Source organism: Haloleucobacter albus (genome assembly GCF_052492075.1).
This window is the reverse complement of the sequence record NZ_JBQWAS010000028.1, coordinates 249,052-274,809: the sequence shown is the minus strand read 5'-3', so window position 1 is coordinate 274,809 and position 25,758 is coordinate 249,052. Positions and strand designations below refer to the sequence as shown.

General features: G+C 60.2%; 21 protein-coding genes. 8 read left to right on the top strand and 13 right to left on the bottom strand.

Going from position 1 to position 25,758, the window contains the following annotated elements; genetic code table 11:
- Window positions 1-97: 97 nt before the first annotated feature.
- Complete coding sequence (locus tag ACT6QH_RS11210) at window positions 98-397, bottom strand: helix-turn-helix domain-containing protein (protein WP_444974914.1); 300 nt, start codon at window positions 395-397, stop codon at window positions 98-100.
- A 209-nt stretch (window positions 398-606) separates the two neighbouring features.
- Window positions 607-2,946: an NAD-dependent DNA ligase LigA gene (ligA, locus tag ACT6QH_RS11205; protein ID WP_444974913.1), complete on the bottom strand. Its 2,340-nt coding sequence runs from the start codon at window positions 2,944-2,946 to the stop codon at window positions 607-609.
- Window positions 2,947-3,134: 188 nt separating this feature from the next.
- On the opposite strand from ligA, the gene ACT6QH_RS11200 reads away from it, so the two are divergent.
- A complete protein-coding gene (locus ACT6QH_RS11200) occupies window positions 3,135-4,301 on the top strand; it encodes a c-type cytochrome (RefSeq protein ID WP_444974912.1) in 1,167 nt (388 codons plus the stop codon).
- A gap of 410 nt (window positions 4,302-4,711) precedes the next feature.
- Entirely contained in the window at window positions 4,712-5,242 is a 531-nt protein-coding gene (locus ACT6QH_RS11195) for a gamma carbonic anhydrase family protein (protein ID WP_444974911.1), read from the top strand.
- Between the two features lie 101 nt (window positions 5,243-5,343).
- Here ACT6QH_RS11195 and prfB read toward each other — a convergent pair whose 3' ends face one another.
- A complete protein-coding gene (gene prfB / locus ACT6QH_RS11190) occupies window positions 5,344-6,474 on the bottom strand; it encodes a peptide chain release factor 2 (RefSeq protein ID WP_444974910.1) in 1,131 nt (376 codons plus the stop codon).
- 206 nt (window positions 6,475-6,680) lie between these two features.
- Between prfB and ACT6QH_RS11185 the strand changes: the two genes are divergently transcribed.
- Complete coding sequence (locus ACT6QH_RS11185) at window positions 6,681-7,064, top strand: DUF423 domain-containing protein (protein WP_444974909.1); 384 nt, start codon at window positions 6,681-6,683, stop codon at window positions 7,062-7,064.
- A 199-nt stretch (window positions 7,065-7,263) separates the two neighbouring features.
- On the opposite strand, the gene ACT6QH_RS11180 is transcribed toward ACT6QH_RS11185, so the two are convergent.
- From ACT6QH_RS11180 to ACT6QH_RS11170, 3 genes are read right to left on the bottom strand one after another with little or no spacing between them, the layout of a single operon-like run.
- A complete protein-coding gene (locus ACT6QH_RS11180; RefSeq protein ID WP_444974908.1) occupies window positions 7,264-8,802 on the bottom strand; it encodes an AMP-binding protein in 1,539 nt (512 codons plus the stop codon).
- 1 nt (window position 8,803) lies between these two features.
- The gene (locus tag ACT6QH_RS11175; protein WP_444974907.1) at window positions 8,804-9,598 is read right to left on the bottom strand and encodes an enoyl-CoA hydratase-related protein; all 795 of its coding nucleotides are present in this window, start codon (window positions 9,596-9,598) and stop codon (window positions 8,804-8,806) included.
- Window positions 9,599-9,622: 24 nt separating this feature from the next.
- Window positions 9,623-10,336: a GntR family transcriptional regulator gene (locus ACT6QH_RS11170; RefSeq protein ID WP_444974906.1), complete on the bottom strand. Its 714-nt coding sequence runs from the start codon at window positions 10,334-10,336 to the stop codon at window positions 9,623-9,625.
- Window positions 10,337-10,535: 199 nt separating this feature from the next.
- Between ACT6QH_RS11170 and ACT6QH_RS11165 the strand changes: the two genes are divergently transcribed.
- The 3 genes from ACT6QH_RS11165 to ACT6QH_RS11155 are packed head-to-tail and all read left to right on the top strand — an operon-like array spanning window position 10,536 to window position 13,330.
- A complete protein-coding gene (locus ACT6QH_RS11165; RefSeq protein WP_444974905.1) occupies window positions 10,536-11,042 on the top strand; it encodes a TRAP transporter small permease subunit in 507 nt (168 codons plus the stop codon).
- On the top strand, window positions 11,039-12,301 hold the full coding sequence (locus ACT6QH_RS11160; RefSeq protein WP_444974904.1) for a TRAP transporter large permease: 1,263 nt from the start codon (window positions 11,039-11,041) through the stop codon (window positions 12,299-12,301). Before ACT6QH_RS11165 ends, ACT6QH_RS11160 begins: the two co-directional genes overlap by 4 nt.
- A gap of 21 nt (window positions 12,302-12,322) precedes the next feature.
- Entirely contained in the window at window positions 12,323-13,330 is a 1,008-nt protein-coding gene (locus ACT6QH_RS11155; RefSeq protein WP_444974903.1) for a TRAP transporter substrate-binding protein, read from the top strand.
- 131 nt (window positions 13,331-13,461) lie between these two features.
- Here ACT6QH_RS11155 and ACT6QH_RS11150 read toward each other — a convergent pair whose 3' ends face one another.
- From ACT6QH_RS11150 to ACT6QH_RS11130, 5 genes are all read right to left on the bottom strand, one after another.
- Window positions 13,462-14,067 carry a LutC/YkgG family protein gene (locus ACT6QH_RS11150; RefSeq protein ID WP_444974902.1) on the bottom strand — a complete coding sequence of 202 codons (606 nt, stop codon included), beginning with the start codon at window positions 14,065-14,067 and terminating at the stop codon, window positions 13,462-13,464.
- The gene (locus tag ACT6QH_RS11145) at window positions 14,064-15,587 is read right to left on the bottom strand and encodes a lactate utilization protein B (protein WP_444974901.1); all 1,524 of its coding nucleotides are present in this window, start codon (window positions 15,585-15,587) and stop codon (window positions 14,064-14,066) included. The genes ACT6QH_RS11150 and ACT6QH_RS11145 overlap by 4 nt, the downstream gene beginning before the upstream one ends.
- Window positions 15,584-16,327, bottom strand: coding sequence for a (Fe-S)-binding protein (locus ACT6QH_RS11140; RefSeq protein ID WP_444974900.1), 744 nt, complete (start codon window positions 16,325-16,327; stop codon window positions 15,584-15,586). Before ACT6QH_RS11140 ends, ACT6QH_RS11145 begins: the two co-directional genes overlap by 4 nt.
- Window positions 16,328-16,638: 311 nt before the next feature.
- Window positions 16,639-17,235, bottom strand: coding sequence for an IMPACT family protein (locus tag ACT6QH_RS11135; protein WP_444974899.1), 597 nt, complete (start codon window positions 17,233-17,235; stop codon window positions 16,639-16,641).
- 182 nt (window positions 17,236-17,417) lie between these two features.
- On the bottom strand, window positions 17,418-18,854 hold the full coding sequence (locus ACT6QH_RS11130; protein WP_444974898.1) for a helix-turn-helix domain-containing protein: 1,437 nt from the start codon (window positions 18,852-18,854) through the stop codon (window positions 17,418-17,420).
- 134 nt (window positions 18,855-18,988) lie between these two features.
- Here ACT6QH_RS11130 and aceB point away from each other — a divergent pair, with 134 nt between their 5' ends.
- Both aceB and ACT6QH_RS11120 read left to right on the top strand, forming a co-directional pair.
- Entirely contained in the window at window positions 18,989-20,611 is a 1,623-nt protein-coding gene (gene aceB, locus ACT6QH_RS11125; RefSeq protein WP_444974897.1) for a malate synthase A, read from the top strand.
- Between the two features lie 86 nt (window positions 20,612-20,697).
- Entirely contained in the window at window positions 20,698-22,344 is a 1,647-nt protein-coding gene (locus ACT6QH_RS11120) for an isocitrate lyase (protein ID WP_444974896.1), read from the top strand.
- Window positions 22,345-22,574: 230 nt separating this feature from the next.
- Here the strand turns inward: ACT6QH_RS11120 and ACT6QH_RS11115 are convergent, their stop codons facing one another.
- Both ACT6QH_RS11115 and ACT6QH_RS11110 read right to left on the bottom strand, forming a co-directional pair.
- Window positions 22,575-23,423, bottom strand: a complete 849-nt coding sequence (locus ACT6QH_RS11115; protein ID WP_444974895.1) for a hypothetical protein — start codon at window positions 23,421-23,423, stop codon at window positions 22,575-22,577.
- Window positions 23,420-25,696: a hydantoinase B/oxoprolinase family protein gene (locus ACT6QH_RS11110; protein WP_444974894.1), complete on the bottom strand. Its 2,277-nt coding sequence runs from the start codon at window positions 25,694-25,696 to the stop codon at window positions 23,420-23,422. Before ACT6QH_RS11110 ends, ACT6QH_RS11115 begins: the two co-directional genes overlap by 4 nt.
- Window positions 25,697-25,758 lie beyond the last annotated feature (62 nt).

Sequence of the window (25,758 nt, the reverse complement as noted above, 5' to 3'; positions counted from 1 at the left end):
GAAGATGCCGGGGTGCTGGCTACGGAGAGCATATCCGGCGCCAGCAGATTGGGCGCATGATCTGACCAGAGCCGCGAAAGGGGGAGGGTGGAGGCCATCAGTCCTGCCCCTTCCCTTCCGTGAGGAGGGTGGGTGTTGGGGGGGCTGGCATCTGCGTTTTCAGGCGTACGCCCCGCCCGCCCGTGTCACTCACCATGCCTTCGCCAATCAGGATGATACCGGCAGCATCCAGCGCGCCGGTGAGCTTCATCAGCGAATCCACATTGCCGCGAATGACGCCATCGCTGGCCTCCATCCGCTGGATGGTGGGTACGGAAAGGCCGGAAAGGGCGGCAAGGCCGCGCTGATCCAGACCAAGAAGCGCCCGTGCGGCGCGAAGCTGGGCGGCTGTAATCATGACGTTGCCTCTTTTTATTAAGGCTACATCCTATATATTCAAACATCAAGCATGTTTTATGATGTTTTAAATATCATTATGGGGTGGCGGGAAGCCTGCAAATCCGTCATCTCTGAAGCAAGCCGTGGCCCGGCTTGCGAGGATGTATGTGGGGGCTGTTCGCAGGATTTCGCGTTCCAGCCCCGCTGCTGGTGCCGTGCCCGGGATGATCATTCCTCCGCGCGCTCTCCATTCACCAGAGTGAACCAGTCCTCCTCGCTGATGACCTGAACGCCCAGGCTTTGCGCCTTTTCCAGCTTGGAGCCTGCGCCGGGGCCAGCGACCACCAGATCCGTCTTGCCGGAAACCGAGCCGGAGACTTTCGCCCCCAGCCGTTCGGCCATGGCCTTGGCTTCATCGCGGGTCATTTTTTCAAGGCTGCCGGTAAAAACCACGGTCTTGCCGGAAACCGGGCTTTCCGAGGCGACGGCCTCCATGGGGGCGGGTGTCACATGAGTGAGGAGGGCGGCCACCACTTCGCGGTTGCGCGGCTCCTGAAAGAAATCCACCACAGCTTCGGCCACCACGGCGCCGATGCCATCAATATTCGTCATTTCCAGCCAAGCCTCATTGCCCTTGAAGCGCTTGCCGCGCGCCGCCGGTGTGTTTTCGGCTGCTGGCGCGGTAAGGGGGGAGAGCAGGTCCGCAGGGGTGGGGGGCTCAGCCGGCATCACCTCAGGGGTGAGCCCTGCGGTGGTGCCTTGTTCCGCCTGTTCCTCAAGCAGCTCCTGTCCGGGCATGATGGCGGTGAGGGCCGCCTGTTCCAGTGCTTCGACGGTGCCATAGTGGCGCATTAGTCGCTTGGCGTTGGTTTCGCCCACATGGCGGATGCCGAGCGCGAAGATGAAGCGGTCCACGGCCACATTGCGCCGACTGTCGATTGCGGCGAACAGATTCTTCACCGAGGTGCGGCCCCAGCCCTCGCGATTTTCCAGCTTCTGAAGCTCGGCTTCATTGCGCGCTTCCAGCGTGAAGATATCGGCGGGGGAGGCGATCAGCCCCCAGTCATACAGCGCCTGCACCTGCTTTTCGCCCAACCCCTCAATATCGTAAGCATTGCGGGAGACGAAGTGGCGCAGCCGCTCCACCATCTGGGCCGGGCAGATGAGGCCGCCGGTGCAGCGGCGCACGGCGTCCATCCGGCCGGTTTTCGGATCCACCTCGCGCACGGCGTGAGAGCCGCAGGCCGGGCAGGTGGTGGGAAAAGTGAAAGGGGATGCTTCGTCCGGGCGCTTGTCTTCCAGCACCCGCACCACCTGCGGAATCACATCGCCCGCGCGCTGCACCACCACCGTATCGCCGATGCGGATATCCTTGCGCGCAATCTCGTCTTCATTGTGCAGCGTGGCGGAAGAGACCACGACACCACCCACGGTGATGGGGGTGAGTTTCGCCACCGGCGTGAGCGCGCCAGTGCGGCCCACCTGGATCTCGATTTCCTCCAGCACCGTCACGGCCTGTTCCGCCGGAAATTTGTGGGCGATGGCCCAGCGTGGAGAACGGGCGACAAAGCCCAGCCGTCGTTGCAGATCCAGCCGGTTCACCTTGCACACCACGCCATCAATGTCATAGCCGAGGCTGGCGCGCTGTTCCTCGATCCGGTGGAAATGCGCGGCCAGCTCCGCCGCGCTGCTGGCGATGATGGTGAGGGGGTTGACCGTAAAGCCCCAGCGGGCGAACGCCTCGACCATGCCCATCTGGGTGTCCGCGGGCATGGCGGAGGCTTCGCCCCAGGCATAGGCGAAGAATTTCAGCGGGCGCGAGGCTGTGACCTTCGCATCAAGCTGGCGCAGCGATCCGGCGGCGGCATTGCGCGGATTGGCGAACATTTTTTCGCCGGCTGCCTGCTGCCTGGTATTCAGCGCCTCAAAATCCGCCCCGGCCATATAGACCTCGCCACGCACCTCGATGATGTCGGGCACGTCTTCGCCCTCCAGCACGTGGGGAATATCGGCAATGGTGCGCACATTGGCTGTGACATCCTCGCCCTGCGCGCCATCGCCACGGGTGGCGGCCACGGTGAGGCGGCCCTGCTCATAGCGCAGCGAACAGGAGAGGCCATCAATCTTGGGTTCGGAGGTGAAGGCGAGGCTCTCCAGACCATCCAGCCCGAGAAAACGCTTCACCCGCGCGACGAATTCGTCGATCTCCTCATCCGAAAAGGCATTGGAGAGGGAGAGCATGGGCACGGCATGCACCACCTTGCCAAACTTTTCCACAGGGGCTGCGCCCACCTTCCCGGAGAGGCTGTCCTCGCCTTTCAGGGCCGGAAAGCGCGATTCTATGGCCTCATAGCGCTGGCGCAGGGCGTCATAATCCGCATCGGAGAGGAAGGGGGCGTCCTCGCGATAATAGGCGGCGTCTGAGGCGCTGATGTCCTGAGCGAGAGCGGCATGCTCGCGCTTGGCCTCGGTGGGGGAAAGCTCGTCCACCGGCGCAGCACGGCGTTTTTCGGCAACGGAGGCGCGGCGGGCAGAGGGGTTCGGGGCTGAAGGTGTGCGGGCCATCATGCTGTGTCCTGTGAGGCCGTATGCGGGCCATGCTTCGCCCATGCTATAGGGGCATAGGCCGAAAGGGTGCAATTCACGCCTCACAGATCATCAAAGGGGCTGATATTGGGCCATGTCATTTGTAAGATGCCGGCAGCGACGTTAAGAGCAGCGCATGAGCCGTCCATCGGCAGGGCCCATCGGGGGAAATGATGCGGACGATTTTGAAGAATGCAGGACTGGCGGTTGCATTTTCCGGCACCGTGCTTGCGGCGGGTGCCGCCTTTGCTGAAGATGCCAGCCAGAAAGCCGCCTATGTGGCGCGGGCCGAGCAGCTCATTCTGAAGACCTGTGACACCTGTGGCAGCGAGAAGAATGCGGATGCCTATGCGCAGAATCTCGTCAAGGCGCTGAAGGCGACTGTCGCTTTGTCCTCGCCCGAACCTTATGATCTGATCTATGTGCTGCTGGTGGGCGCGCCTGCCCATGGCGACATTCCCGCCGTGCCCGCCTTCGCCGGCCGGTTGAATGACCAGCAGATCGCCGATCTGGCCAATTATGTGCGCGGTGCGCTGGATGCCGGGAATATGCAGATGGTGCGCGCCGATATGGTGGCCACCCTGCGCGCCACCCGCGCCGTGCCCAATTATGGTTCGCAGGCCGCTGAAGTGTTCGATTGCCCGGTGGTGGGCGGCGAAGCCGGCTCCTATGGCGCGCCGGACCCGAAGGGCGTGGCCGCCCTTTCCGCCATGCTGGCGGGCGGCGAGCGCGCCATTCCCGTATTGGTGGATGCCTATCGCGCGGATGATCCGAAGGCCGGCCCGGCCGTGGTGGTGGATGCGCTGGCGGCAGCTTACTGCCCGGTGGTGGCGGCCAGTGACGGGCCCTATTACCAGCGCATTGGCGAGCTGCGCCGGTTCATTCTGGAAGCGGCCGATGATGTCTTCCCCCGCACGTTGCGGGCCAAGGTCACCAATATGCCGATCGTGTGGGCCGTGCCCGCCGGTGATTCGCTGGTGCTGCGTGAGCCGCGCATGCAGGGCGGTGAGCTGACCTGCCCCGCGCCTGAAAAGAGCGGTGTGCCGCAGGATCTGGCCGCAGCAGCCGTGACCGTTCTGGGCACGCCCGCCAAACTTCCGGTCAGCGGCGAGGAGGCCTCCAAGGCCGCCCAGACACTGATGACCGATGTGCCGAATGCGCGTCTCGCTTATGCGGCCAATGCCCTGATCTCGGCTTATTGCCAGGTGGTTTCTGCCAGCACCTCCATCGAGATGGTGCAGAAAAAGGCGTTTGTGAACAGCTTCGGTTCGCAGGTCATCCAGACTCTGCAAATGGAGCCGGCCCGTCTGGCCGCCGCTGCCGCCGAAAAGAAGTGAGCTGGTGACCCTGGGCGGCATTGCGCTGCCGGGGTCGATGGTTCCAGCCTGATATGAAAAGGCCGGTGCACCTGATGTGCGCCGGCCTTTTTGCTGTGTGTTCTTGAGTTGAACGCAAACAAAAATAAGCCCTCGCAAGGGTGGAAAGGCTGCGGTCTCCCGGCTCGGGCCCGGAATATCTGCTGCGTCATCATGGATGATGAGGACGAAGCTATATTTCAAAAGCTATAGCTTTGTTCTTTCAGGTCCACATTGCGACATGCGGGCGGGTGAGCTTGTGGGTTGCGTCTGCTTCTGCGGCGGCGCGTGGCCATGGCGGTTCAAAAATGCGTCTGTCGCATGGTATCAAGGTGTAACTGCCGGCGCATATATGGCGTCATTCGCAGGTTTTTGAACGGGAGAAACAGCCAATGCCCATCTATGCGCTCGACGGAGTGGAACCCGAACTGCCCGCTTCCGGCAATTACTGGATTGCGCCCACGGCCGTGCTGATCGGCAAGGTGGTGCTGCGCGAGGGAGCGAGCGTGTGGTTCGGCGCGGTGCTGCGGGGCGATAATGAGGTGATCGAGCTGGGCGAGAACACCAATGTGCAGGATAACAGCGTGCTGCATACCGATATGGGTGCACCGCTGGTGATGGGGCGCAATGTGACCGTGGGCCACAAGGCCATGCTGCATGGCTGTACGGTGGGTGAAAATTCGCTGATCGGTATGGGCGCCACGGTGCTGAACGGTGCGGTTATCGGCCCCAATAGCCTGGTTGGCGCGAATGCGCTGGTGACCGAGAACAAGAGCTTCACGCCCGGCTCTCTCATTGTTGGCACGCCGGCCAAGGTGGTGCGCGCACTGGATGAGGAGGCGATTCGCAGGCTCACCGCCAGCGCGGAAGGTTATGCCCGCAACGCCATGCGCTACGCCAAGGGCCTGAAGCGGATCGACTGAGCTTCAGTGCATGCCGAGGGTGCTCAAACAAAAGGCAGGCCGCCATATGGGGGCCTGCCTGATTTTTTCTGGATGAGATGTGGTGGAGGCGGCCGAAGCCGTCAGTCCACATCCTCCACCTTGTCCGGTCCGCCGCCATAGGCACGCTGGGCAAGCGCGGCCTGCATGAAGGGATCAAGGTCGCCATCCAGCACTTCCTGCGGGGTGCCGGACTGAACGCCCGTGCGCAGATCCTTCACCAGCTGATAGGGCTGGAGCACATAGGAGCGGATCTGGTGGCCCCAGCCGATGTCGGTCTTGGCGGCCTGCTCGGCGGCGGCGGCTTCCTCGCGCTTTTTCAGCTCGGATTCATAGAGCTTGGCGCGCAGCATGTTCCACGCCGTGGCGCGGTTCTTGTGCTGGGAGCGGTCCCCCTGGCTCACCACGGCGATGCCTGTGGGAATATGGGTGAGGCGCACGGCGGATTCGGTCTTGTTCACGTGCTGGCCGCCTGCGCCGCCGGAGCGCATGGTGTCCACTCGCACGTCTGATTCATTGATGTCGACCACGATACGGTCATCAATCACCGGATAGACAACGGCCGAGGCGAAGGAGGTTTGACGTCTTGCATTGGCATCAAAGGGCGAGATGCGCACAAGGCGATGCACGCCGGCCTCGGTCTTCAGCCAGCCATAGGCATTGTGGCCCTTCACAAGGATGGTGGCGGATTTGATGCCGGCCTGCTCACCCTCGGATTCATCCACCAGTTCCACCTTGAAACCGTGCCGTTCCGCCCAGCGCTTGTACATGCGCAGCAGCATTTCGGCCCAATCCTGGCTGTCGGTGCCGCCCGCGCCGGCATGCACTTCCAGATAGGAGTCGTTGGCGTCGGCTTCGCCCGAGAGCAGGGATTCCAGCTCGCGGCGGGCCAGCTCCACCTTCAGGCCATCCAGCGCGGAAGCCGCTTCGGAGACGATGCTCTCGTCCTTTTCGGCCTCGCCCATCTCGATCAGTTCGATATTGTCGGCCAGATCCTGAGCGATGCGGTCAATGGCGTTGATGCCATCTTCCAGCGTCGTGCGCTCCTGCATCACCTTCTGGGCACGCTCAGGCTCGTCCCACAAGGTGGGGTCCTCCGCCATGGCGTTCAGCTCGTCCAGCCGACGCCTGGCGCGGTCCACATCAATATGGTCACGCAGCAATTGCAGGGATTGGGTGATCTCGTCGACCTTCGCGGCGAGTTCCGCACGCATAGCTTCTCTTCTCCGGGTAAGGTTGCGGAAGATAGCCATGCGGTGCGCCCATGTAAACGGTGTCGACGTGTCCTTTTCTCGCGGGGGCTCCATAGAGCGTTTTCTTGCGGGAGCTGAAGCCGTGCTGGTAAGAAATGGGCGGGGTCGGGCCTGAATTTCTGACGCGCTTCAATATGGATGGCGCATCCCGACCGTGGAGGTGGGGTATGGAAGGGTGGAGACGCCTTCTTTTCTTTGTTGGTGGGCTGTATGGCGCGCTGGGCGTGGCGGCCGGGGCTGCTGCGGCGCATCTGGTCGCCAGTGATATTCTGACGACGGCCTCGCATTTCCTGCTGTTTCATGCCGCAGCGCTGGTGGCGCTGTGTGCGGCGGTGAGCGCAGTGGATAGCGGCAAGCCCATTTTGCTGACCGGCGCGAGCGCACTGGCGCTGGGCACATTCTTGTTCGCGGGTGATCTGGCCCTGCGGGCGTTTTCGGAAGGGGAATATCACTGGGGCACCGCCCCTGTGGGCGGCAGCGTGCTGATTGTGGGCTGGCTGTTTGTGGCCATTGGCGGCCTGATGGCCGGCAAGAGGAAGGCCGGAGCGTAAGGGCCGCCTGCAGGGACGGAGCTTCAGGCGGAAATTGTTCCCCTTGGGGCCGCGCTGTTTGTGCCAGGGTGCGGACAGGTTCAGAGGGGCTTTGTCCGCCTTGCTTCAAGTTGCCGAGTGCCGGCGCAATGCATGCGCCGGCATGGTTGAAAGGCGAGGCGGCACGTTCAGGGCAGCTCCCGGAACATGCCGCTGGCGATCATGAATCTTTCTTCGCAAAAGTATCCGCATGGATGCGGCGCAGCTCGGTCTTGAGCACCTTGCCCATGGCGTTGCGCGGGAATTCCTCCACCACGACAAGGCGTTTCGGCCGCTTGTATTTGGAAAGCCCGGCCGCGATTCCTTCTTCAATTCCGGCAAGGTCCAGCGTGGCTCCGGGCTCGGGCTTGATGGCGGCCATGACGCCCTCGCCAAAATCGGGATGGGGCACGCCGAACACCACAGCCTCCGCAACACCGGGCTGGGTTTCGATCTGAATCTCGACTTCCCGCGGATACACATTGTAGCCGCCGGTGATGATGAGATCCTTCTCGCGGCCCACCAGCCACACGAAGCCATCATCGTCGATTCGTCCCATATCGCCGGTTCGGAACCAGCCATTGGCGGTCCAGTCCTTCCCCCGGTCCGGGCGCTGCCAGTAGTGGTCAATGATGCTGCCGCCGCGAACCAGAACGCGCCCGACACTGTTTGTGGGCAAGGGCTCATCATTCTCGCCCGCAATCTGCAACTCAACGCAGGACAAGGGCCGCCCCACAGAACCGACGCGGGCGCTCCCGTCTATGGGATTACTGGTGAGGATGCAGGTTTCGGTCAGGCCGTAGCGCTCCACCACGCTCAGCCCCATGCGCTGTTGCAGTTCACGGAACAGTTCCGGTGACAGCGCCGCAGAGCCCGAGGTGGAGAGGCGCAGGGTGCGGCATGCCTCGGTGGTGAATTCCGGCCGGTCCAGAAGGCGCGTGTAAATTGCGGGCACGGCCATAAACACGCTGGCCTGAGGCAGCAGACGGATGGTTTCCGCCGCATCGAATTTCGGTAGCAGAATCACCGAAGCGCCGACCAGAACCGGCATGGTGACGCCGAGAAACAGGCCATGCCCATGGAAGACGGGCAGCACATGCAGCAGCCTGTCTGCCTGCGTGAAGCCCCATGCGCTGGCGAGCGAGGCCACATTTGTCAGAAGATTGGCGTGGGTCAGCGGCGCGCCCTTCGGCCGCCCTGTGGTGCCCGAGGTGAAGAGCATCACGGCGCGGTCATCCGCACCAATCTGCGGAAGCGGATCATCCGCCTCAAGGGTCGCGATATCATCTGCCGTGCCGGTGCCGAACGCCATGGCTTTGATATTTTGCTGTGCCAGAGCAGAACGCGCCGCCTCATCATTGTCGATGACAAGAACCGGCTGCGAATCCTCAATCAGCACCTGTGCTTCGCGGGGGGTGAAATCGGGGTTGATGGGCACATAGGTTGCGCCTGTTCGTGTAATGGCCAGAAACAGAAGAATGGCTTCCGGCGATTTCGGAAGGCGCACGGCCACCCGGTCTCCGCTGCGCACGCCGAGCGAGACAAGCGCACGGGCATGGTGTTCCATCTGCTGCGCACAGGCACCGAATGTGAGGATGCGCTCGGCTTCGCCAGAGGTGGCGGGCGAAATCAGAAAGGCGTCATCCGGCCGCTGTGTGGCATGAAGGCTAAGGGCGTCGGGCAGGGTCGCAGGGATGGTTACAGTCTGCATGTCTGTCATTTCACTCTCCCACGAATTCCGGGGTCTGTTTGTTCGCAAACGCGGCGAGAGCATTCTGATAGTCCCGGCTCAAAGCGCAGGCTTCCGCGGCGTGGTGGGCATCGGCCCAGTTGCGCGCGTTATCAAAGGCGGCGATCTCGCGCAGGCAGGTCTTGGCTGCGGCCTGGCTCAAGGGCGCATTGCGCGCCAGAATGGTGATCTGTTCCTCCACAAAGGCGGCCAGTTCATCTGCGGGCGCAATTTCGTTGACGAAGCCGCAGCGCTCTGCCTTGCGGGCATCAAAGAGTTTTGCGGACATGAGGATCTCGGCGGCTGTGGCCTCGCCAACAATAGCCGCTAACCTGCGGATCCACTCCGGGCTGTAGCCAATGCCAAGCTTGGCAGCCGGAATGCCAAAGCGCATGGCATCATCGCCATAGCGCAGATCGCAGGCCAGCGCGATGGCTGTTCCCGCCCCGACGCAATAGCCGTGAATTTGCGCCACTACCGGAAAGGAAATGCCGCCAATGGCGTCAAGGGCCTTCTGAATCGCCTGATGATAGGCATCGGCCTGATCGGCGCTGCGTCGGCTTTCTCCGAATTCGCTGATATCGGCCCCGGAGGCGAACGCCGTTGTACCCTCACCACAGATCACCGCCACGCGCAGCTCGCGGTTCGCGGCGACAGCATGGGCGATATCGGTGAGCTGTAGCCACATCCCCTTGGTGATGGCGTTGCGCCGCACGGGGTTCGAGAGCGTGATCCGGGCGATGCGTCCGTCAACGACCAGGCGGACATGGGGCTCTTCGTTGCTCATATATTTCCTCCCTTATTATGATTTTCAGTCGTCGAGTTCGGTGACATGCACCATTCCCGACGCATCCGTGTGCCGGAGCATGAGTCTCAGGCTTTCGCCCTGAACAATGAGGTGATCGCGCATGGCGGCAGCGGCGCCCAGCTCATCGCGTGCGCCAATGGCGGCGATGACCTGGTCATGCTCATCAGCGGAATTGAGCAGCCGTCCCGGCAACCGGCCCTGGCTGATGCGCAGGAAGCGCAGGCGATCCCGCAGCCGCAGCGTTTCCGTGCGGAGATAGGCGTTTCCCGCAGCCTCATAGATCGCTTCATGCAAATCCACATTGGTGCGGTAATAGGGCTCTGGGTCCGGCAGGCTGGCGAGCCGGCGGCATTCCTCCTGCGCCTGCTCCATCCGGGTGAGTTGCGCGGGCGTATGACGCCGGGCCGCGAGCCGGGCGCAGGCGGCTTCCAGCTCGGCCATCACTTCAAACTGATCCAGAATTTCGCTCGCCGTCAGGCCGCGCACCAGCGCGCGCTGGCGTGGGCGCAGCGTGACAAGGCCATCGCCCGCCAGAATTCGGATCGCCTCGCGAACCGGCGTGCGAGAGACATTGAAACGATCGGCGATCTTGAGCTCGGAGAGAAAATCACCGGGCTTGAGCCGACCCATCATGATGTCCTCGCCGAGAACGCGCCGGATCTGCTCCGCCTGCGCATCCTCCCGTTCCGGAGCCCCGGCCTTCTCGCTTTCGCTCATCTCTGCCTCACTCGTTTCGCGCTCTTTGACAGCAACTGTGCTCCATCGCGAACCACCTTGCGTATTGTCATATGCGAAACTGCATCCAATAGGAATAAAAACTGTATACATATTTTGGGGTGACGTGTAACGTTTCCCAAAACGCGACGACCGCGGGCTGTGTCCCGCAGAGTCGATCGCACTATAAATGGGGAGGACCATGGCACTCTTACGCACCCTTGTGGATGCGCTTAGTCGCGCGCTTTTTTGGCTGACAGCGATCATCATCGTCCTGATGGCGGTGGCCGTGACCTATGAAGTCGTGTGCCGATATGTTTTCGGCCAGCCGACCATCTGGGTCAGCGAGAGTTCAAGCTACATGCTGGTGGCCGTGGCCTTTCTGGGCGCGGCCTGGACCCTGCGGGTGGATGGTCATATCCGCATGGAGCTGCTGGCCGAAATTGGCGGGCAGCGTGGGCGGATGGTTTCCGATCTCGCCATGTTTCTGGTGGGAGCCGCGATCTCTGTGGCATTGGCCTGGACAGGCTGGAACATGACGCTCGCCAATTACAATTTCGGCTGGCGCTCTTCCACGCTGATGGCGACACCTCTCTGGATTCCGCAGATGCTCATTCCAATCGGGGCGGTGGCATTACTTCTGCAATGCCTTGTCGGGTTTCTGGATGTGTTGAGCGGTCGCCGTTATCAGGAGGGGAATGGTCAATGATTCTTGGCTTTACCTTCCTTTTGCTGCTGCTCATCCTTATTCTGGTGGGCGTGCCTGTGGGCTTCGCGCTGGCGGGGACGACGCTTGTTGGCCTGCTTATCACCGGCGGATGGAGCGCCCTGCCGGCGATGTCGAACACAGCCTGGGCCACATCTTCAGAATTCGTGCTCACAGCAATCCCGCTCTTTGTCCTCATGAGTGAGGTGATCGGGGTGACAGGGATAGGGCGCGATCTCTTCATCTCTGTGGAGCGGCTTCTTGGCCGTATCAGTGGTGGGCAGGCGGTGGCTTCCATCATCGCATGTGCGATCTTTGGTGCGGTGAGCGGCACGGCTGTGGGTGTTGCGGCTGTGATTGGCGCGGTCGCCATTCCTGAAATGCTCAAGCGGGGCTATCCCGCCCCCATCGCAACTGGCGCGGTGGCTGGCGCGAGCCCGCTTGGCATGATTATTCCGCCGAGCCTGCCCCTCATTCTTTATGGAGTCGTCACGGAAACATCTATCGCCAAGCTGTTTCTGGCGGGTGTGGTGCCGGGCCTGCTTATCACCCTTCTGTGCTGTATTGCGGCGAGTATTCTGGTCCGGCGGTCGCATGTTCATGCAACGCCCGTGGAGACAGGCTCCCTGATCCAGTCTTTCAGCCTCTCCCTGCCGGTCATCATTCTCATCGTGCTGGTGATTGGCTCGATCTATGCGGGCATTGCGACCCCGACCGAGGCGGCGGGGGTGGGGGCGGTTGGTGCTCTTGTCATTGCGGGTGTGCAGGGGCGGTTGACTGTCCGGCGCGTGCGCGATGCGCTCTACGCTTCTGCCCGCACCAGCGCCATGCTGATGCTGGTGCTGATCGGCGCCATGCTGTTCGGTTACCTGCTGGGTATTACGCGCATGCCGCAGGAACTGACCTCTGCGGTCATGAGCATGGATATTTCACGCTGGGTCATCTTCATTCTCATCATGCTTGCCTATTTTCTGCTTGGCATGTTCCTGGAGGTGACATCGATTATTCTGATTACAGTGCCGGTTATCTTCCCGACAATCGTGGCTCTTGGCTTCGATCCGATCTGGTTCGGCATTGTCTTGATGGTGAACATGAGCCTTGCCGTGGTGACGCCGCCTGTCGGGCTGTGTCTCTACGTGGTGAAGTCCTGTTCTCCGGGAACTTCACTGGCTCAGGTCATCAAAGGCACCACGCCCTTCATGTTCATGTATGTGCTGGTGTTGTGCATTCTGTGCTTTGTACCGCAGCTTGCAATTTACTAAAAATAAATGGGAGGAATACATATGCTGAAGAAGACACTTCTTGCCGCCGCTCTGGCCTTGTGTGGGGTCGCTTCTGTGGTCATCCCCGCCAAGGCCCAGCAGACGCTGCGTCTTGGGCATTATTTCGCGACGGAAGACTTCCGGGGGCGTACGGCCCAACATCTCGCGGACAAGTTGACAGAGATGAATGTGGGCCTGGATATCCATGTTTATCCCAATGAATCCCTCGTGAAGGGACGGGAGGCGCTTCAGGCGACTTCTCAGGGTGTGGTGGATCTGTATTCTGTCTATGCTGGTTATCTGTCCGGCCAGGTGCCGATCATCAATATCTTCTCGCTGCCCTTCCCCCCGGACAGCTATGATGATGCCGCCATGTACAAGCTGGCTCAAGACCCGAAGACTGTTGAATTGCTGGACCAGACATTCGAGCGATTTGGGGTGAAATATCTTGGTGCAATCAATTCTTCCGGTCCGGCGCAGCTCTTCCTGAATAAGGAAGTGAAGACCATTTTCGGCATCAAGGGCATGAAGCTGCGCGGCGCGGGCGGCCTGTCTGATGAGGGGCTGAGCCGGCTGGGCGCATCGGTGGTCATGCTGAGTGCGGCCGAGCAATTCCTCGCCTTGCAGACCGGCACAGTGGATGGCATCGAAACCACATGGTCTTCCTATATCAACTATGGTCTGGCCAAAGTTGCGCCGGTATATGTGGCTTCAACTGTCGTGCGCTCGCCCTATCTTCTGCTGATGAACAAGGCGAAATATGATTCACTGACGGCTGAGCAGAAGGACGCTCTTCAGAAGGCTGTTTCCGAGACGATCTCCTGGTCCATGGCTCATTTTGATGATGAACAGGCCAAGCTTCTCGCAAAGGTGGAGCAGGAGGCAAAGACCATTGTGCGCGTTTCGGCTGAGGAAAATTCTGAATTGCGCAAGCAGATGCAGCCCATTTATGAAGGTTTCGTCGCGCGGAATGGTGAGGTTGGTCAGGCCCTGATGCAGCGCTGGAAGGATGTCAGCGGTCTGGAATAGGTTTTGATTTCGGCCTCGGTGTGGGAAATCTCCCGCACCTGGGTGTTGAGCAGGTTTCCTGCCTTTGGCAACACGCTTGCGCCATATCCTCGCCGCCATCAAACATGGCGGCGAGGTTTTGATGTTCGGGCTTATGAGCCTTTCGCCGGACGCGCCACCGGTACCACGGAAAGAGAGCGCACGCCTTGCGCACCGTGGATCAGTACGCCTTCAATATCTGCTGTGGCTGATGGCCCGCTATGAAAGCTGGCATAATGGCGTGTCCGAAATTCCGGCCGCTGATAGGCGTGATGCAGGTTCACGACAATATCTTTGGGGTCCAGAAGAACAATCAGATGCTGGGCCAGATAAGCCATGGCGTTGACATGCAAGGCTTCATCACTGAGCAGAAGTGAACCCGTTTCGGCGACACCAAAACATGCGCGGACAACTGAAAAATCCACATTGGCCAAGTCGCGCGGCTGAGCAATATCAGCAAGGCTTACATGGCCTTCAAATTCGGTCGTCGCGGAACAAATCACCTTTGCATCTGCGAGCTTTGTCTTCACTACAGCTAAAGGGTCATCCGAGGGTCCGGCGTCCAGCATGATGCCGCCAATGCGTTCAAGGCTGGCGGAAAAATGCGCGAGCAGATCCGTTGGCGCATCCGCATCATAAAGAGGAACCTGCGGCAGAGCCCGCGCTGTGGAGGGCAGATTGGCTCGCACCGTGGCAAGAATTTCTTCCCGGCTGCTCATGTCTTGTCCTCCGTCTTGTGCGCATGGTTCGCTTTGTACCAGCTATGGAAAGTCTGCTTGGGCGCAGCGGGAACGTCGCGCTTTTTACCCCATGCGTTCAGGCGGTTATAAATCGCGAAATGGGGCAGATGCGAAACGGCGGCATCGCCCATATCCACCGCCAGACGGTAGGCGGCAGGGTGCGACAAGACTGTGCCGGCGGCTTTCATTGCCAGCTTTTTCTCCAGGGGAACCTCTCCCCTGTTCACCATCTCCTGACGCCAGCTATAAATCTGCTCGTGAATATTGATCTTCACAGGGCAGACATTGGAACAGCTTCCATTCAAGGTGGAGGAGAAGGGAAGGGCGCTATATTTGCGGATATTGAATGTTGGGTCCAGAATAAGGCCAATGGGGCCGGAATAGGTGGCACCATAACTCAGGCCGCCGCTGCGCCTGTAGACCGGGCATGTATTCATGCAGGTGCCGCAGCGGATACATTTGAGGGATGTCCAGAATTTTTCCATCCCCAGCCGTTCGGAGCGGCCATTATCGACCAGAACAATATGCATCTCCCCGCCCTTGCGGGGGCCGCGGAAATGAGACGTATACTGGGTGATGGGTGAACCCAGCGCGCTGCGGGACAGCAGGCGGATGAACACCGCCAGATCTTCCAGCCGCGGAATCAATTTTTCAATGCCGATTGAAGCAATGTGCAGGGGCGGCACATTTGCGGAAAGGTCGGCATTGCCCTCATTGGTGCAGACAACAAAGCCGCCGGTTTCAGCAACGGCATAGTTTGCGCCGGTCATGCCGGCATCAGCCTGGAGAATAAGCGGGCGCGTGGCTTGGCGCTGGGCTTCGGCCAGATAGTGTACATCACTATTTCCGGGGTCTGTGCCAATCGTTTCTGAGAAGACTTTCGCCACATCTGTTCGCAATTTGTGCACGGCGGGCACAACGACATGGCTGGGATCTTCGGAATCCAGTTGCTGAATCCGCTCTCCCAGATCCGTCTCGATTACATCTATGCCGACACCGGCCATATAGTGGCGAAGCCCGCATTCTTCCGTGAGCATGGATTTGCTCTTGATGAGCAGTTTGGCCCCATGATCCGCCAGAATGGAGTGGACGATCTTGTTGTGCTCGGCCCCGTCTTTTGCCCAGTGCACATGAATGCCATTGGCCTGCGCATTGGCCTCGAACTGTTCCAGATACTGATCCAGATGAGTAAGCGTGTGTTCCTTGATATGAGAGGCGAGCTCGCGCAGTTCCTCCCATTCGGGGATTCCGTGCATTTCGCGGTCGCGCTTGGAGCGCAAATCCCACAGGCGTTCATCATGCATTTTCGCATGTTCAGGTGCGGCCAGAAAACGTTCGGCGGCCTCGGCCTGATTGATGGGTTTGTCGCCATTTACTTTGGCGCCACGCGGTTGCGCTTCCGCCGTATAGCTCAAGGGGCGCGAAGCCCCCTCCGCATGGTCCAGCCGCAAGCCGCTTGGAGAAACGGGCGTGCGATCCTTGCCGGGCGCCGGGCTCATGCGCTTGCTCCATTCAGTATTTCTACGATGTGAATGAATTTGATGGGCAATCCAAGCCTGCTGGCGCAGCCCTTCTGGTGCATCATGCAGGAAGAATCCGCAGAAACGATATATTCCGCCCCCGCTTGTGCGTGGTCTGTGACCTTGTCATAGCCCATTTTGGCAGAAACCGCTTCCTCATAAACGGAGAAGGTGCCGCCGAAGCCGCAGCATTCATCAGGCCGCGCGGGCGTGACGAATTCAATGCCCTCTACCTTGGAGAGCAGGTCCAGAGGCTTGGAAAAGAAGGGAATGTGCAATTCGGAAGGTGCGGCATGGCCCAGCTTGCGCAGAGTGCCGCAGCTATTGTGCAGCCCAACCTTGTGCGGAAACTTCGCCCAGGGAAAGGTTTCAACCTTCAGAATATCATGCAGGAATTCCACGATTTCATATGTTGTCGCACGCAGATGCTTCACGTCATCTGTCTGCTCCACGGCATCCAGATGCATGCGCACATGTTCCACACAACTGCCGGAGGGCGCGACAACATAATCAAAGCCCGTGAAATTGCGCACGAACAGTTCTTCTGTCGCGACGCATTCTTTCTGGAAGCCGCTATTGGCCATGGGCTGTCCGCAGCAGGTCTGCTGCGTGGGATAAACCACCTCGTGGCCCAGACGCTCCAGCAATTGCAGCGTCGCAATGCCAACCTCGGGGAAGAAGGCATCAATGTAACAAGGTACAAAAAGCCCAATTCGCATAGACAGCTCCAAGAGTTTGGCGGCAAAATAAAGCTGGGACACTCATCATGTTCAGGATGGATGGCGCGCCCATACATGGGCACTGCTTTCCTCTGGCCATGATTTACGCTTTTGAATGACTCCAACCCGCGCATTGCGTGGAGCCGTAGCGCATTTTGAGGAGCTTTAACAGAGCCGTTGTTTTATTTTCGCGTCAGGCCCCTTGTCTGAGGTGCGAATGTTATGTCCGCGCCAGCTCTTTCATGAAAACCATGAAGTCGCCCGGTCGTTTATTGAACGGCTTGCTGTGGCAGGGGGGCTCTGAAAGGCGCTTATTCCTCAAACTGTAACTGTGCCTGCCCGCGCGTCAGATCATTCACCAGGCGAGCCAGCTGATCTGCATCGCTCAGGGGCACCGCAAGCGACCAGCTGGCGCCGGTTGCGCTGAAGGTTGGAGGCTCCATTTGCACGCCGGGCCAGGTATTGAGGCGGGCCTGAAGCAAGGCCAGATCGCTGAATGGGCATGTCAGCATGGCCGGGCGCGTCTCGATGAGAGGGGTTTTCTCCGCATTTTGCAGACATAATGCAGCCGTGCCGCCATATGCGCGGACGAGGCCGCCACTGCCAAGAAGAGCGCCTCCAAACCAGCGGGTGACGAGGAGAACGACACGATCCAGCGCTTGCCCTTCAATGGCGCGCAGAATGGGTTTTCCGGCTGTGCCGCCGGGCTCTCCATCGTCGTTGAAGCGGTAATTCTGCCCGATCCGCCACGCCCAGCAATTATGATGCGCTGTTGGGTCAGAATGCTGCGCGAGGAAGGCTTTCGCCGTCTCTTCACTTTCAGCCACACCGGCGGTGGCGAGAAAGCGGCTTTTCTTGACCTCTTGTCGGGCGGTCGTCGTCGCTGACAGTGTGTAAAGAATGCTCATGCTCCCATATAGCAGAAGGAGGCGGCGTGCTGACGGACATGGCCGAGAAGAGAGAAGCGCAGATCGGTAGGAGGGGGATCTGTTCAGAGCGTGATCAGCCGTCAAAGTGGCGGCAGAGACATTGATAGTGACAGCCTGCTTTCAGTCTATGTAAAATGCCGGATCATATCTGGCTCAATTATTCATTCTTCTTCAAAACGGAAAATGGCGAGGCTGCGGGCACGCTCATTCACCATGAGGCGGCGATTGATGGGGGCATGGGCGCGTGAGGCGCAATCGCCCAGTTCGCACAAATAGCAGTTCAGTCCCACATCCACAGGCCTTGTGCGTTCCAGATCAATTCCTTCCGCATAAATCAGGCGCGGAGCATAGGCAATGTCACATCCCAGTCCGATGGCGAGGCGCTGGGCGGGGGTGCCATGCATGCCACCAGCGCGTGTCACCGTGCGGGCAATTGAGAAATAGCTTGCCCCTTCCGGCATGCGGATAAGTTGCGTTTGTACCTGATCGGGTAATTCGAAGGCCGAGTGGATATTCCAGCGCGGACAGGTGCCACCAAAGCGTGAGAAGGGGAAACGCCCGGCACTGAAGCGCTTGGAGATATTGCCCGCCTTATCCACCCGTACAAAGAAGAAGGGAATGCCACGCGCGCCCGGCCGCTGGAGTGTGGACATGCGGTGTGCGGTCTGCTCAAAACTGGTGCCAAAGCGGTGGCCGAGCAGTTCCACATCATAGCGTGCCGACTCACAGGCCGCCAGAAACCGGCCATAGGGCATAAGCAGTGCTGCGCCGAAATAATTGGCCAGACTCACCCGCATCAGTGAAACAGCGGCGGGGTCGGTCAGGGCTGCCTCCTGCACAAGTTCGGAGATGAGCCCTTCATGTTCCAGCCGTGCCAGCAGCACGGCAATCTGGAAGCGGCGGCTGGGCTGGCCCAGCAATTCTGAAAGGCGCAACTCCTTCTTGTGCGGATCAAAACGGCGCAGTTCCTGCCCCATGACATGGGCGGGCAGAATGCGCACATGAATGCCATGGGAGGCGAGACGCTCACTCAGCGCCACATGCGGTTCATTGCGGTGCAAGGCCAGCTCTTCTGCCAGATCTTCCGCCGCCAGATCCAGCCCGGCCACATGATTGTTGCGGGCATAGAACCACAGCCGCACCGCTTCCACCGGGCGCGAGGTTTCGGCAAATGCCTCTACCTTGTCACGGTCTGTCATGGGGTTGAAATCGGCCTGCGGGCGCAGCAGATGCTCCAAATAACGATCATGCAGGCGCACAAAGGCGGCAGCGATGCGGGGCGATGCCTGCAACACAGCTTCCATCTCCGCCCGCGTCAGGTTGGGGGCCTCCAGCACTGGGTCTTTCAGTGCGGCGGCAAAATCTGTCGCCAGCTGGGCATTGGATGAGGGAGCGAGCTCCGTGATGTTGAGATCATACACCTCTGCCAGCCGCACCAGCAGCTTGGCAGAGGCCGGGCGCTGGTCGGATTCGATCAAGGTGATGTAGCTGGCAGAGATGCCCAACTCGGCTGCCATCTGCGCCTGTGTCAGCCCCAGCGAGGTGCGCAGCACCTTCAGTCGCTGCCCGATAATGAGTTTCTCGACCCGCCGTGCCATGTGACAAACCTTACATTCAATGCCCGGTATTGCTGACAAAAGTTACAGTAATACCCTTTGATATCAAATAGATAATGCATATTCAACATGACATTACTAGCATGACTTCACCTAACGCATTCGCGAGGCAAGTTATGTCACACCATCAATCCCAGCCTGCGCCCCTGCCTATCGTCCTGCGCAATGTTGCGGGTTCAGAGCGCGTGCTTACGCCTGAAGCTTTGGGCTTCCTGTCGGAGCTGCACGCGCTTTTTGCGCGCCCTCTGCGCGATCTCATGGCCGCCCGGATCCGGCGACAGGCCCGTATCGATGCCGGAAAGCTGCCGGATTATCTACCTGAGACTCAGGATATCCGTCAGGGTGTGTGGCAGGCAGATCCGGTTCCACCGGCTCTGGTCGATCGCCGTGTCGAGATCACCGGCCCGGTGGACCGCAAGATGATGATCAATGCGCTGAATTCGGGCGCGAAGGTCTTCATGGCGGATTTCGAGGATGCAACGGCACCCAGCTTTCCCAACATCATCTCCGGCTTTGTCAACATGCTGGATTACCGCGATGGGGCACTGGAATATGATGATCCGAAAAGCGGGCGGGCCTATCGGGTCGGTGACAATCCTGCTGTTATCATTGTGCGTCCGCGTGGTCTGCATCTTGCTGAAGCGAATGTGCTGGTGGCTGGCCAGCCTGCTTCTGCTGCGCTGTTCGATTTCGGTCTCACCTTCTTTCATACAGGCAAGGCTTTTGCGGAGGATGGGCGCGGCCCCTACTTCTACCTACCCAAGCTGGAAAGCCATGAGGAAGCGCGCTTCTGGAATGAGGTCTTCACCTTCGTGCAGGAGCGGATCGGTCTGCCGAAGGGGACTATCAAGGCGACTGTTCTGATCGAAACACTGCCGGCAGCCTTCGAGATGGATGAAATCATCTGGGAGCTGCGCGAGCATATCGCCGGCCTGAACTGCGGGCGCTGGGATTATATCTTCAGCTACATCAAGACTTTGCGCAAGCGTGCTGAATATATGCTGCCGGACCGCGCTGAAGTGACCATGGATCGCGCCTTCCTCGCCTCCTATGCGGCACGTCTGGTGAAGGTGTGCCATCGTCGCGGTATTCATGCCATGGGCGGCATGGCGGCACAGATTCCGGTGAAGGGAGATGAAGCCGCAAACGCCGCCGCCTTCGCCAAGGTGCGAGCTGACAAGTTGCGTGAAGTGCAATTGGGCCATGATGGAACCTGGGTGGCCCATCCCGATCTCGTGCCCGTGGCCATGGAAGTCTTCGATGCGGAGATGACGGGCCGTAATCAGATCCGCGTGCCGCGTCAGACCTTCCGTTTCGAGCCGGAAATGTTGCTGCGCCCGCATGAGGGCCGGGTGACAGAACAGGGTGTGCGCACCAATATCTCGGTGGCCATCGAATATCTTGCCCAGTGGCTCTCGGGCCGTGGCGCTGTGCCCATCAACAATCTGATGGAAGATGCCGCCACCGCTGAAATCAGCCGGGCACAGGTTTGGCAGTGGGTGCATCACGGGGCCAATGTGGCGCTGGCTGATGGCAGTGCCCGCAAGCTAACCGCCGAGTGGGTGGCCGAACTGCTGCAGGAAGAGATTGTCGGTATTCTCGACCGCATCGGCGCGTCCGGTTTCCATCGCGGGCACTATGCCCCAGCGGCGCGCATCTTCCATGACGCGGTAACGGCCGAGCAGCTGCCGGAATTCATCACCACTCCGGCCTATGCCGTGCTGAACGCGCTCGACTGATGGACCGGCTGGTCACCTTTTACCCTTTTGGCGGGCCGGGAGGCCTTTTCCCGGCCGCCACCTCTCTACATTCAGAAAAACGCACAATGAAAGGACAGTTCATGTCCATTTTTGATTCTGCCCGAAAGACTTACTCTCAGTTCCGTTCTGAAGTTGAAGTGCGTTATCCTTCCGGCCAGACGCCGGGCGGGGTCACTGTGGATGATATTGTCCAGCTCAAGCTTCAGAATACGTTCGATACCCATCTCGATATTGCCCGCGGCATGGCGAAGGTGATGCGCGCCGATATGGCGGCCTATGATGTGGACAGCTCGAAATTCACGCAGTCGCTCGGTTGCTGGTCCGGCTTTCATGCCCAGCAGATGATAAAGGCGGTGAAGCGCCTGCGGGGCTCGGCGAAGGGCACCTATGTGTATCTCTCCGGCTGGATGGTGGCGGGCCTGCGCAACCGCTTCGGCCATCTGCCGGACCAGTCCATGCACGAGAAAACTTCGGTGGCGGATCTGATTCAGGAGATCTACACCTCGCTGCGACAGGCTGATGAGGTGGCCATCAATGACCTGTTCAAGGCCCTGAAAAGCGCCCGGGCCGCCGGCGATGCAGCCGCGGAAGCGGAAGCCATCAAGGCTATCGACAGCTTTGAAAGCCATGTCGTGCCGATCATCGCTGATATCGACGCCGGCTTTGGCAATGAGCACGCCACCTATCTGCTGGCCAAGGAACTCATCAAGGCGGGCGCCTGCTGCCTCCAGATCGAGAATCAGGTGTCGGATGCCAAGCAGTGCGGCCATCAGGATGGCAAGGTCACCGTGCCGCGTGAGGATTTCATCGAGAAGCTGCGGGCCTGCCGCCTTGCCTTCGAGGAGCTGGGCGTCAATGACGGTGTGATCGTGGCGCGCACGGACAGCCTTGGCGCGGGCCTGACCCAGAAGGTGCCGGTGAGCGCACATCCGGGCGACCTTGCCAGCCAGTATATCAAATGGCTGAAGACCGAGCCGATCGACGCGCAGCATCCCATCCGCGATGGCGAACTGGCGCTTTACCAGGATGGGGGCTTTGTGCGGCCGGTGCGCCTGCCCAATGGCCTGTTCCCCTTCAAGGAGGGCACCGGCAAGGCCCGCGTGGTGGAAGATTGCATCGCCTCCCTCACCCAGGGCGGGGCCGATCTGTTGTGGATCGAAACCGATACGCCGAATGTGGATGAAATCGCCGCCATGGTGAGTGAGATCCGCGAGGCGGTGCCCAATGCCAAGCTCACCTACAATAACTCCCCCTCCTTCAACTGGACCTTGAACCTGCGTAAACAGGTGCGGGCCCAGTGGATTGCGGAGGGGCGGATCAATGAGGCTGACTATCCGGACGGCAATGCTCTGATGGGCCCTGAATTTGACGCCACGGATCTCGGTCGCGAGGCGGATGCCCGCCTCAAGTGCTTCCAGACGGATATTTCGGCCCGTGCCGGCGTGTTCCACAATCTCATTACCCTGCCGACTTTCCACCTCACCGCCAAGGCGATGGATGAATTGTCCCGTGGCTATTTTGGCGATGACAAGATGTTGGCCTATGTCGCCACTGTGCAGCGCGAGGAAATCCGGCGCGGCGTGTCGGCGGTGAAGCATCAGCACGAGGTGGGATCGGATCTCGGAGACAGCTTCAAAGAAATGGTTGCTGGAGAGCGCGCCCTAAAGGCGGGCGGTGCGGCCAATACCATGAACCAGTTTGCTGCTGAGTGACAAGAACGGAGCGCGCCTACGGGCGCGCCCCAGATTCATGCCATGCCGGCCTGCTCCCGTCTTCGCGAGAATGCGAAATGATTGCCGGGTCACTGCGGGGGCTGGGGGACACTTTCATTAACCGCATCCAGTTGTGCTGACGGGGCGGGAATGGCTGGAAGCAACAGAGTGCGGGGGAGGAGGGGCCAGCCCGCACCCTGTGCTTCAGCCTCAGGTCGCAGCCTGATGTGTCAGCCTCTCATGCGGGCGAGATGCTGGAGCACGGCTTCCGGCTGGGCCGCCACGGGAATTTCGGCAAAATAATACTGGCCGGATTCCAGCACAGGCAAGGCATCATTTGCCCAGAGTGGGACGCTGATATCGCAGCCCATGGCGAAATCACCAGGGGGTGCCTCGCCGGGGGCGGAAATGATGGTGTCGAACTCTGCTGAAGCCCGGCCCGGCCGGGTCCGCAGCGCCAGACCCCAGCGATAATGCCGCGCGACATTGATAAGCGGGCGATAGGCCTCAATGTCGACAGTCTCGCCGCCATCGGAACCTTCATCCAGAAGCAACCCACCAATGGGGTGGCCGGAGACGGCCCGAAGCAGATCGGCCATGTACATGGCGCCATCTTCCACCGTGTCGTCATCCACCTCGACATCACCGCGGCCCGCCAGTTGGCTGGCTTCGGCCAGCCACTGGCGCGGGGCGGGCATGGTCAGCACCAGCGGCGTCTGTCCGCGCAGGCTGGCCACCACCGCTTCCACCACTTCCGCCAGCAGGCGGCGTGGGTCGTCCTCTTCCAGCATCCGTTTCAGGGGAAAGGCGGTGCGCTTTTTGGCGCCCATTTCGGCTTTCAGCTCCGGGTGGCGCACCACCCATGAGCGATAGAGTTCTCCCACATCCAGCTCGGCCACATCCGGCTTCAGCAGGCCATGTGCCTGGTTGAAGAAGGCCAGATAATTGGCCGCGCTTTCCCACGGGTCTCCGGCTTCGCCGAGCAGGAGCCGCCGGGCATAGCCCGACGACTTCAGCCACACGCGGATGCCGTTTGCGCCGGAAGGGCGGGGCAGGTCATCGGCGAGACGTTGGCTCATTGCTTCTCATCTCCCATGGCGTTTGCGGCGACCAGACGGGCTTCCAGCTCGGCAATGCGCACATCCTTGGGGTGTGGCATATAGTTGGGGCGGGGGCTGTTGGCGGTGCGGGTTTTTTGCGGGCTGCCCATATAAAGGGTGTCCACATCATCGCCCCACGCGCCGAAATAGGGCAGGTGGGCCGGTGGTTGGGGCTGCGTCCAGTCCTTCACGAAGGCGTTGAAGGGCCGGGAACGGGCGATGCGGGCCTTGCGTTCATCTTCGCGGGCGGCACGGGTCGCGTCCTCGTCAATGGCGAGGGTTTCACGGTCAAACACCACCTTGTAGAGGCGCGCGGCCACGTCCGGTGACATCAGCCCTTCCTCGATATCGCGGATGACACTCTTCGGATCACGCTCCAGCAGGTCGCCATAACCGGCACCGGCACCCTGCGAGATCATGAACAGTTCACCACGCTGCGAGATTTCAAAGCCCATGCCCATGTGATGGGTGGTGTATTTCGCCCCCTCGAAGGGCTGCTCGTTCATGATCTCCTCAATGGAGTGGCGGAACTTCTCCGGTTCGTTGAGGAGAATGTCATAGACATCCACGCCCTTGACCTTGCACAGTGGGTAGGTGCCGCAGGCATAGCCGCCAAACAGGCCCTGAATAGTGGGTACCTTCGCGCCCAGGGCGGTTGTCATGAAGCCCCACTGCTCGGAGTCCTTGGTGGCCACCATCATGGTGTAGCCCTGCCCGCCGCGATACTTGCCGGGGGCAATGGCGTCACGGGTCATTTTCTTGGAAACAAGCTGAAGGAAGGGCACTTCCTCTTCATTCAGCTCCTGCTCGCCAATATCTGCCATGGTGGCGAAGATGGGGGCCAGAGCATGTTCTCCATCGCGATCAACCACGGCACCCGCACCCATGCCATTGAGATCGGCGCACAAATTGCCCAGCGTTTCCCCATGCTGGGATACACCGCCCCAGATATAGGTGTTAATCATGTTGAAGGCCGGAGCATGGACCTTGGTGTATTTCTCCGGGCAGGAATAGAGGAACTTCGCCACCGCATGCTGGCCCGCCGTGAATCCAGAGAAGATGGACATCAGGCTCTGCGAGTTGGGCGCATCATAGGAGCAGTTCAGGATGGAGTGCGGATCGGTGAGGACTTCGATCGGCGCGAAGCACGCCTGTCCGCGCGGAAGATCCGGCCATACATAGCACAGGAAAAGCTGTGACAGCATGCCCTTCAGACCAGCCACAATGGTATTGGTGGCGCGGTTGGTGAATTCCGGGGCAGAGCCGCGGAAATCGAAGATCAGCCGATCTCCCTTCTTGGTGAGCTGGCAGTTGATCTTGGCGATGCAGTTCTCACGCAGGGTGGAATCCTGAATGATATAGGTGCGCACCGTCATATCCGGCCATTCGGAGACACGGCGTTTCACTTCCGCGCGCACATTTTCCATGGTCAGTCGCAAGGTGGAGACCAGCGCATCCGGGCCATCGGAATTCAGCGTTTCCTCAATGCGCTGTTTGATGCGCAGGCAGGCGAACAGCTTCACCTTCATATCTTCAAGCTGAAGCTTCGGTTCACGCACCGAATTTTGCAGGAAGGTGAGAATGTCGCGCTTGATCTGGTAGTTCTCCACCACCTTGAAAGGCGACATCTTGAGGCCCTCATCCGAGGGGCTCTCGGCCATGGAAGGCATGCCACCGGGCTCGATGGCACCGTTCTCTCCCTCATGCACGGTGGAGGCCACCCAGCACACCAGCTTGCCCTTGTGGAAGATGGGCAGGATCATGGATTGATCGGTGTTGTGCACATTGCCGTAGCGCGAGTCATTGTGGATGAAGCCATCCCCATCACGCACGCCCACTGTGGGATCATTCACCCAGTTCTTGATGATGAACTTGATGGGGTGGTGCACCAGTGCCGAGAACAGCAGCACGCCGCCCGCCGAGGCAATGGCGAGGTCGCCGGAGGCTGAATAGATGCCGGTGATGACATCGCCCCACTTCGCGCCGGGGGCCGCACCCATCTGCTCGACCATCTCATAGCCTTCATCGCAGCCGGACTGGAGACGGTCGCGGATCTTGGCGATGGTGTGGCTGTCACTCATGCTGTCGATGGCCACGTCCTCATCCGCCGAACGCGGCATGAGGTCATGGTTCTGCATGATCTCCGGGTCGGGGGAGAGAAACAGGGTGGTGTCGTTCAGGAACTTCTGGATGAGCGCCATCTCGTCGGCGGCCGGCAGCTTGCCTGGGCCTTTGATGCTCATGTCGTTCATGGGGTGTCCTCCCGAAAATTATGCTGATTTATGAGGTGTGTGGCCGCCAAGGGCCTCTTTCC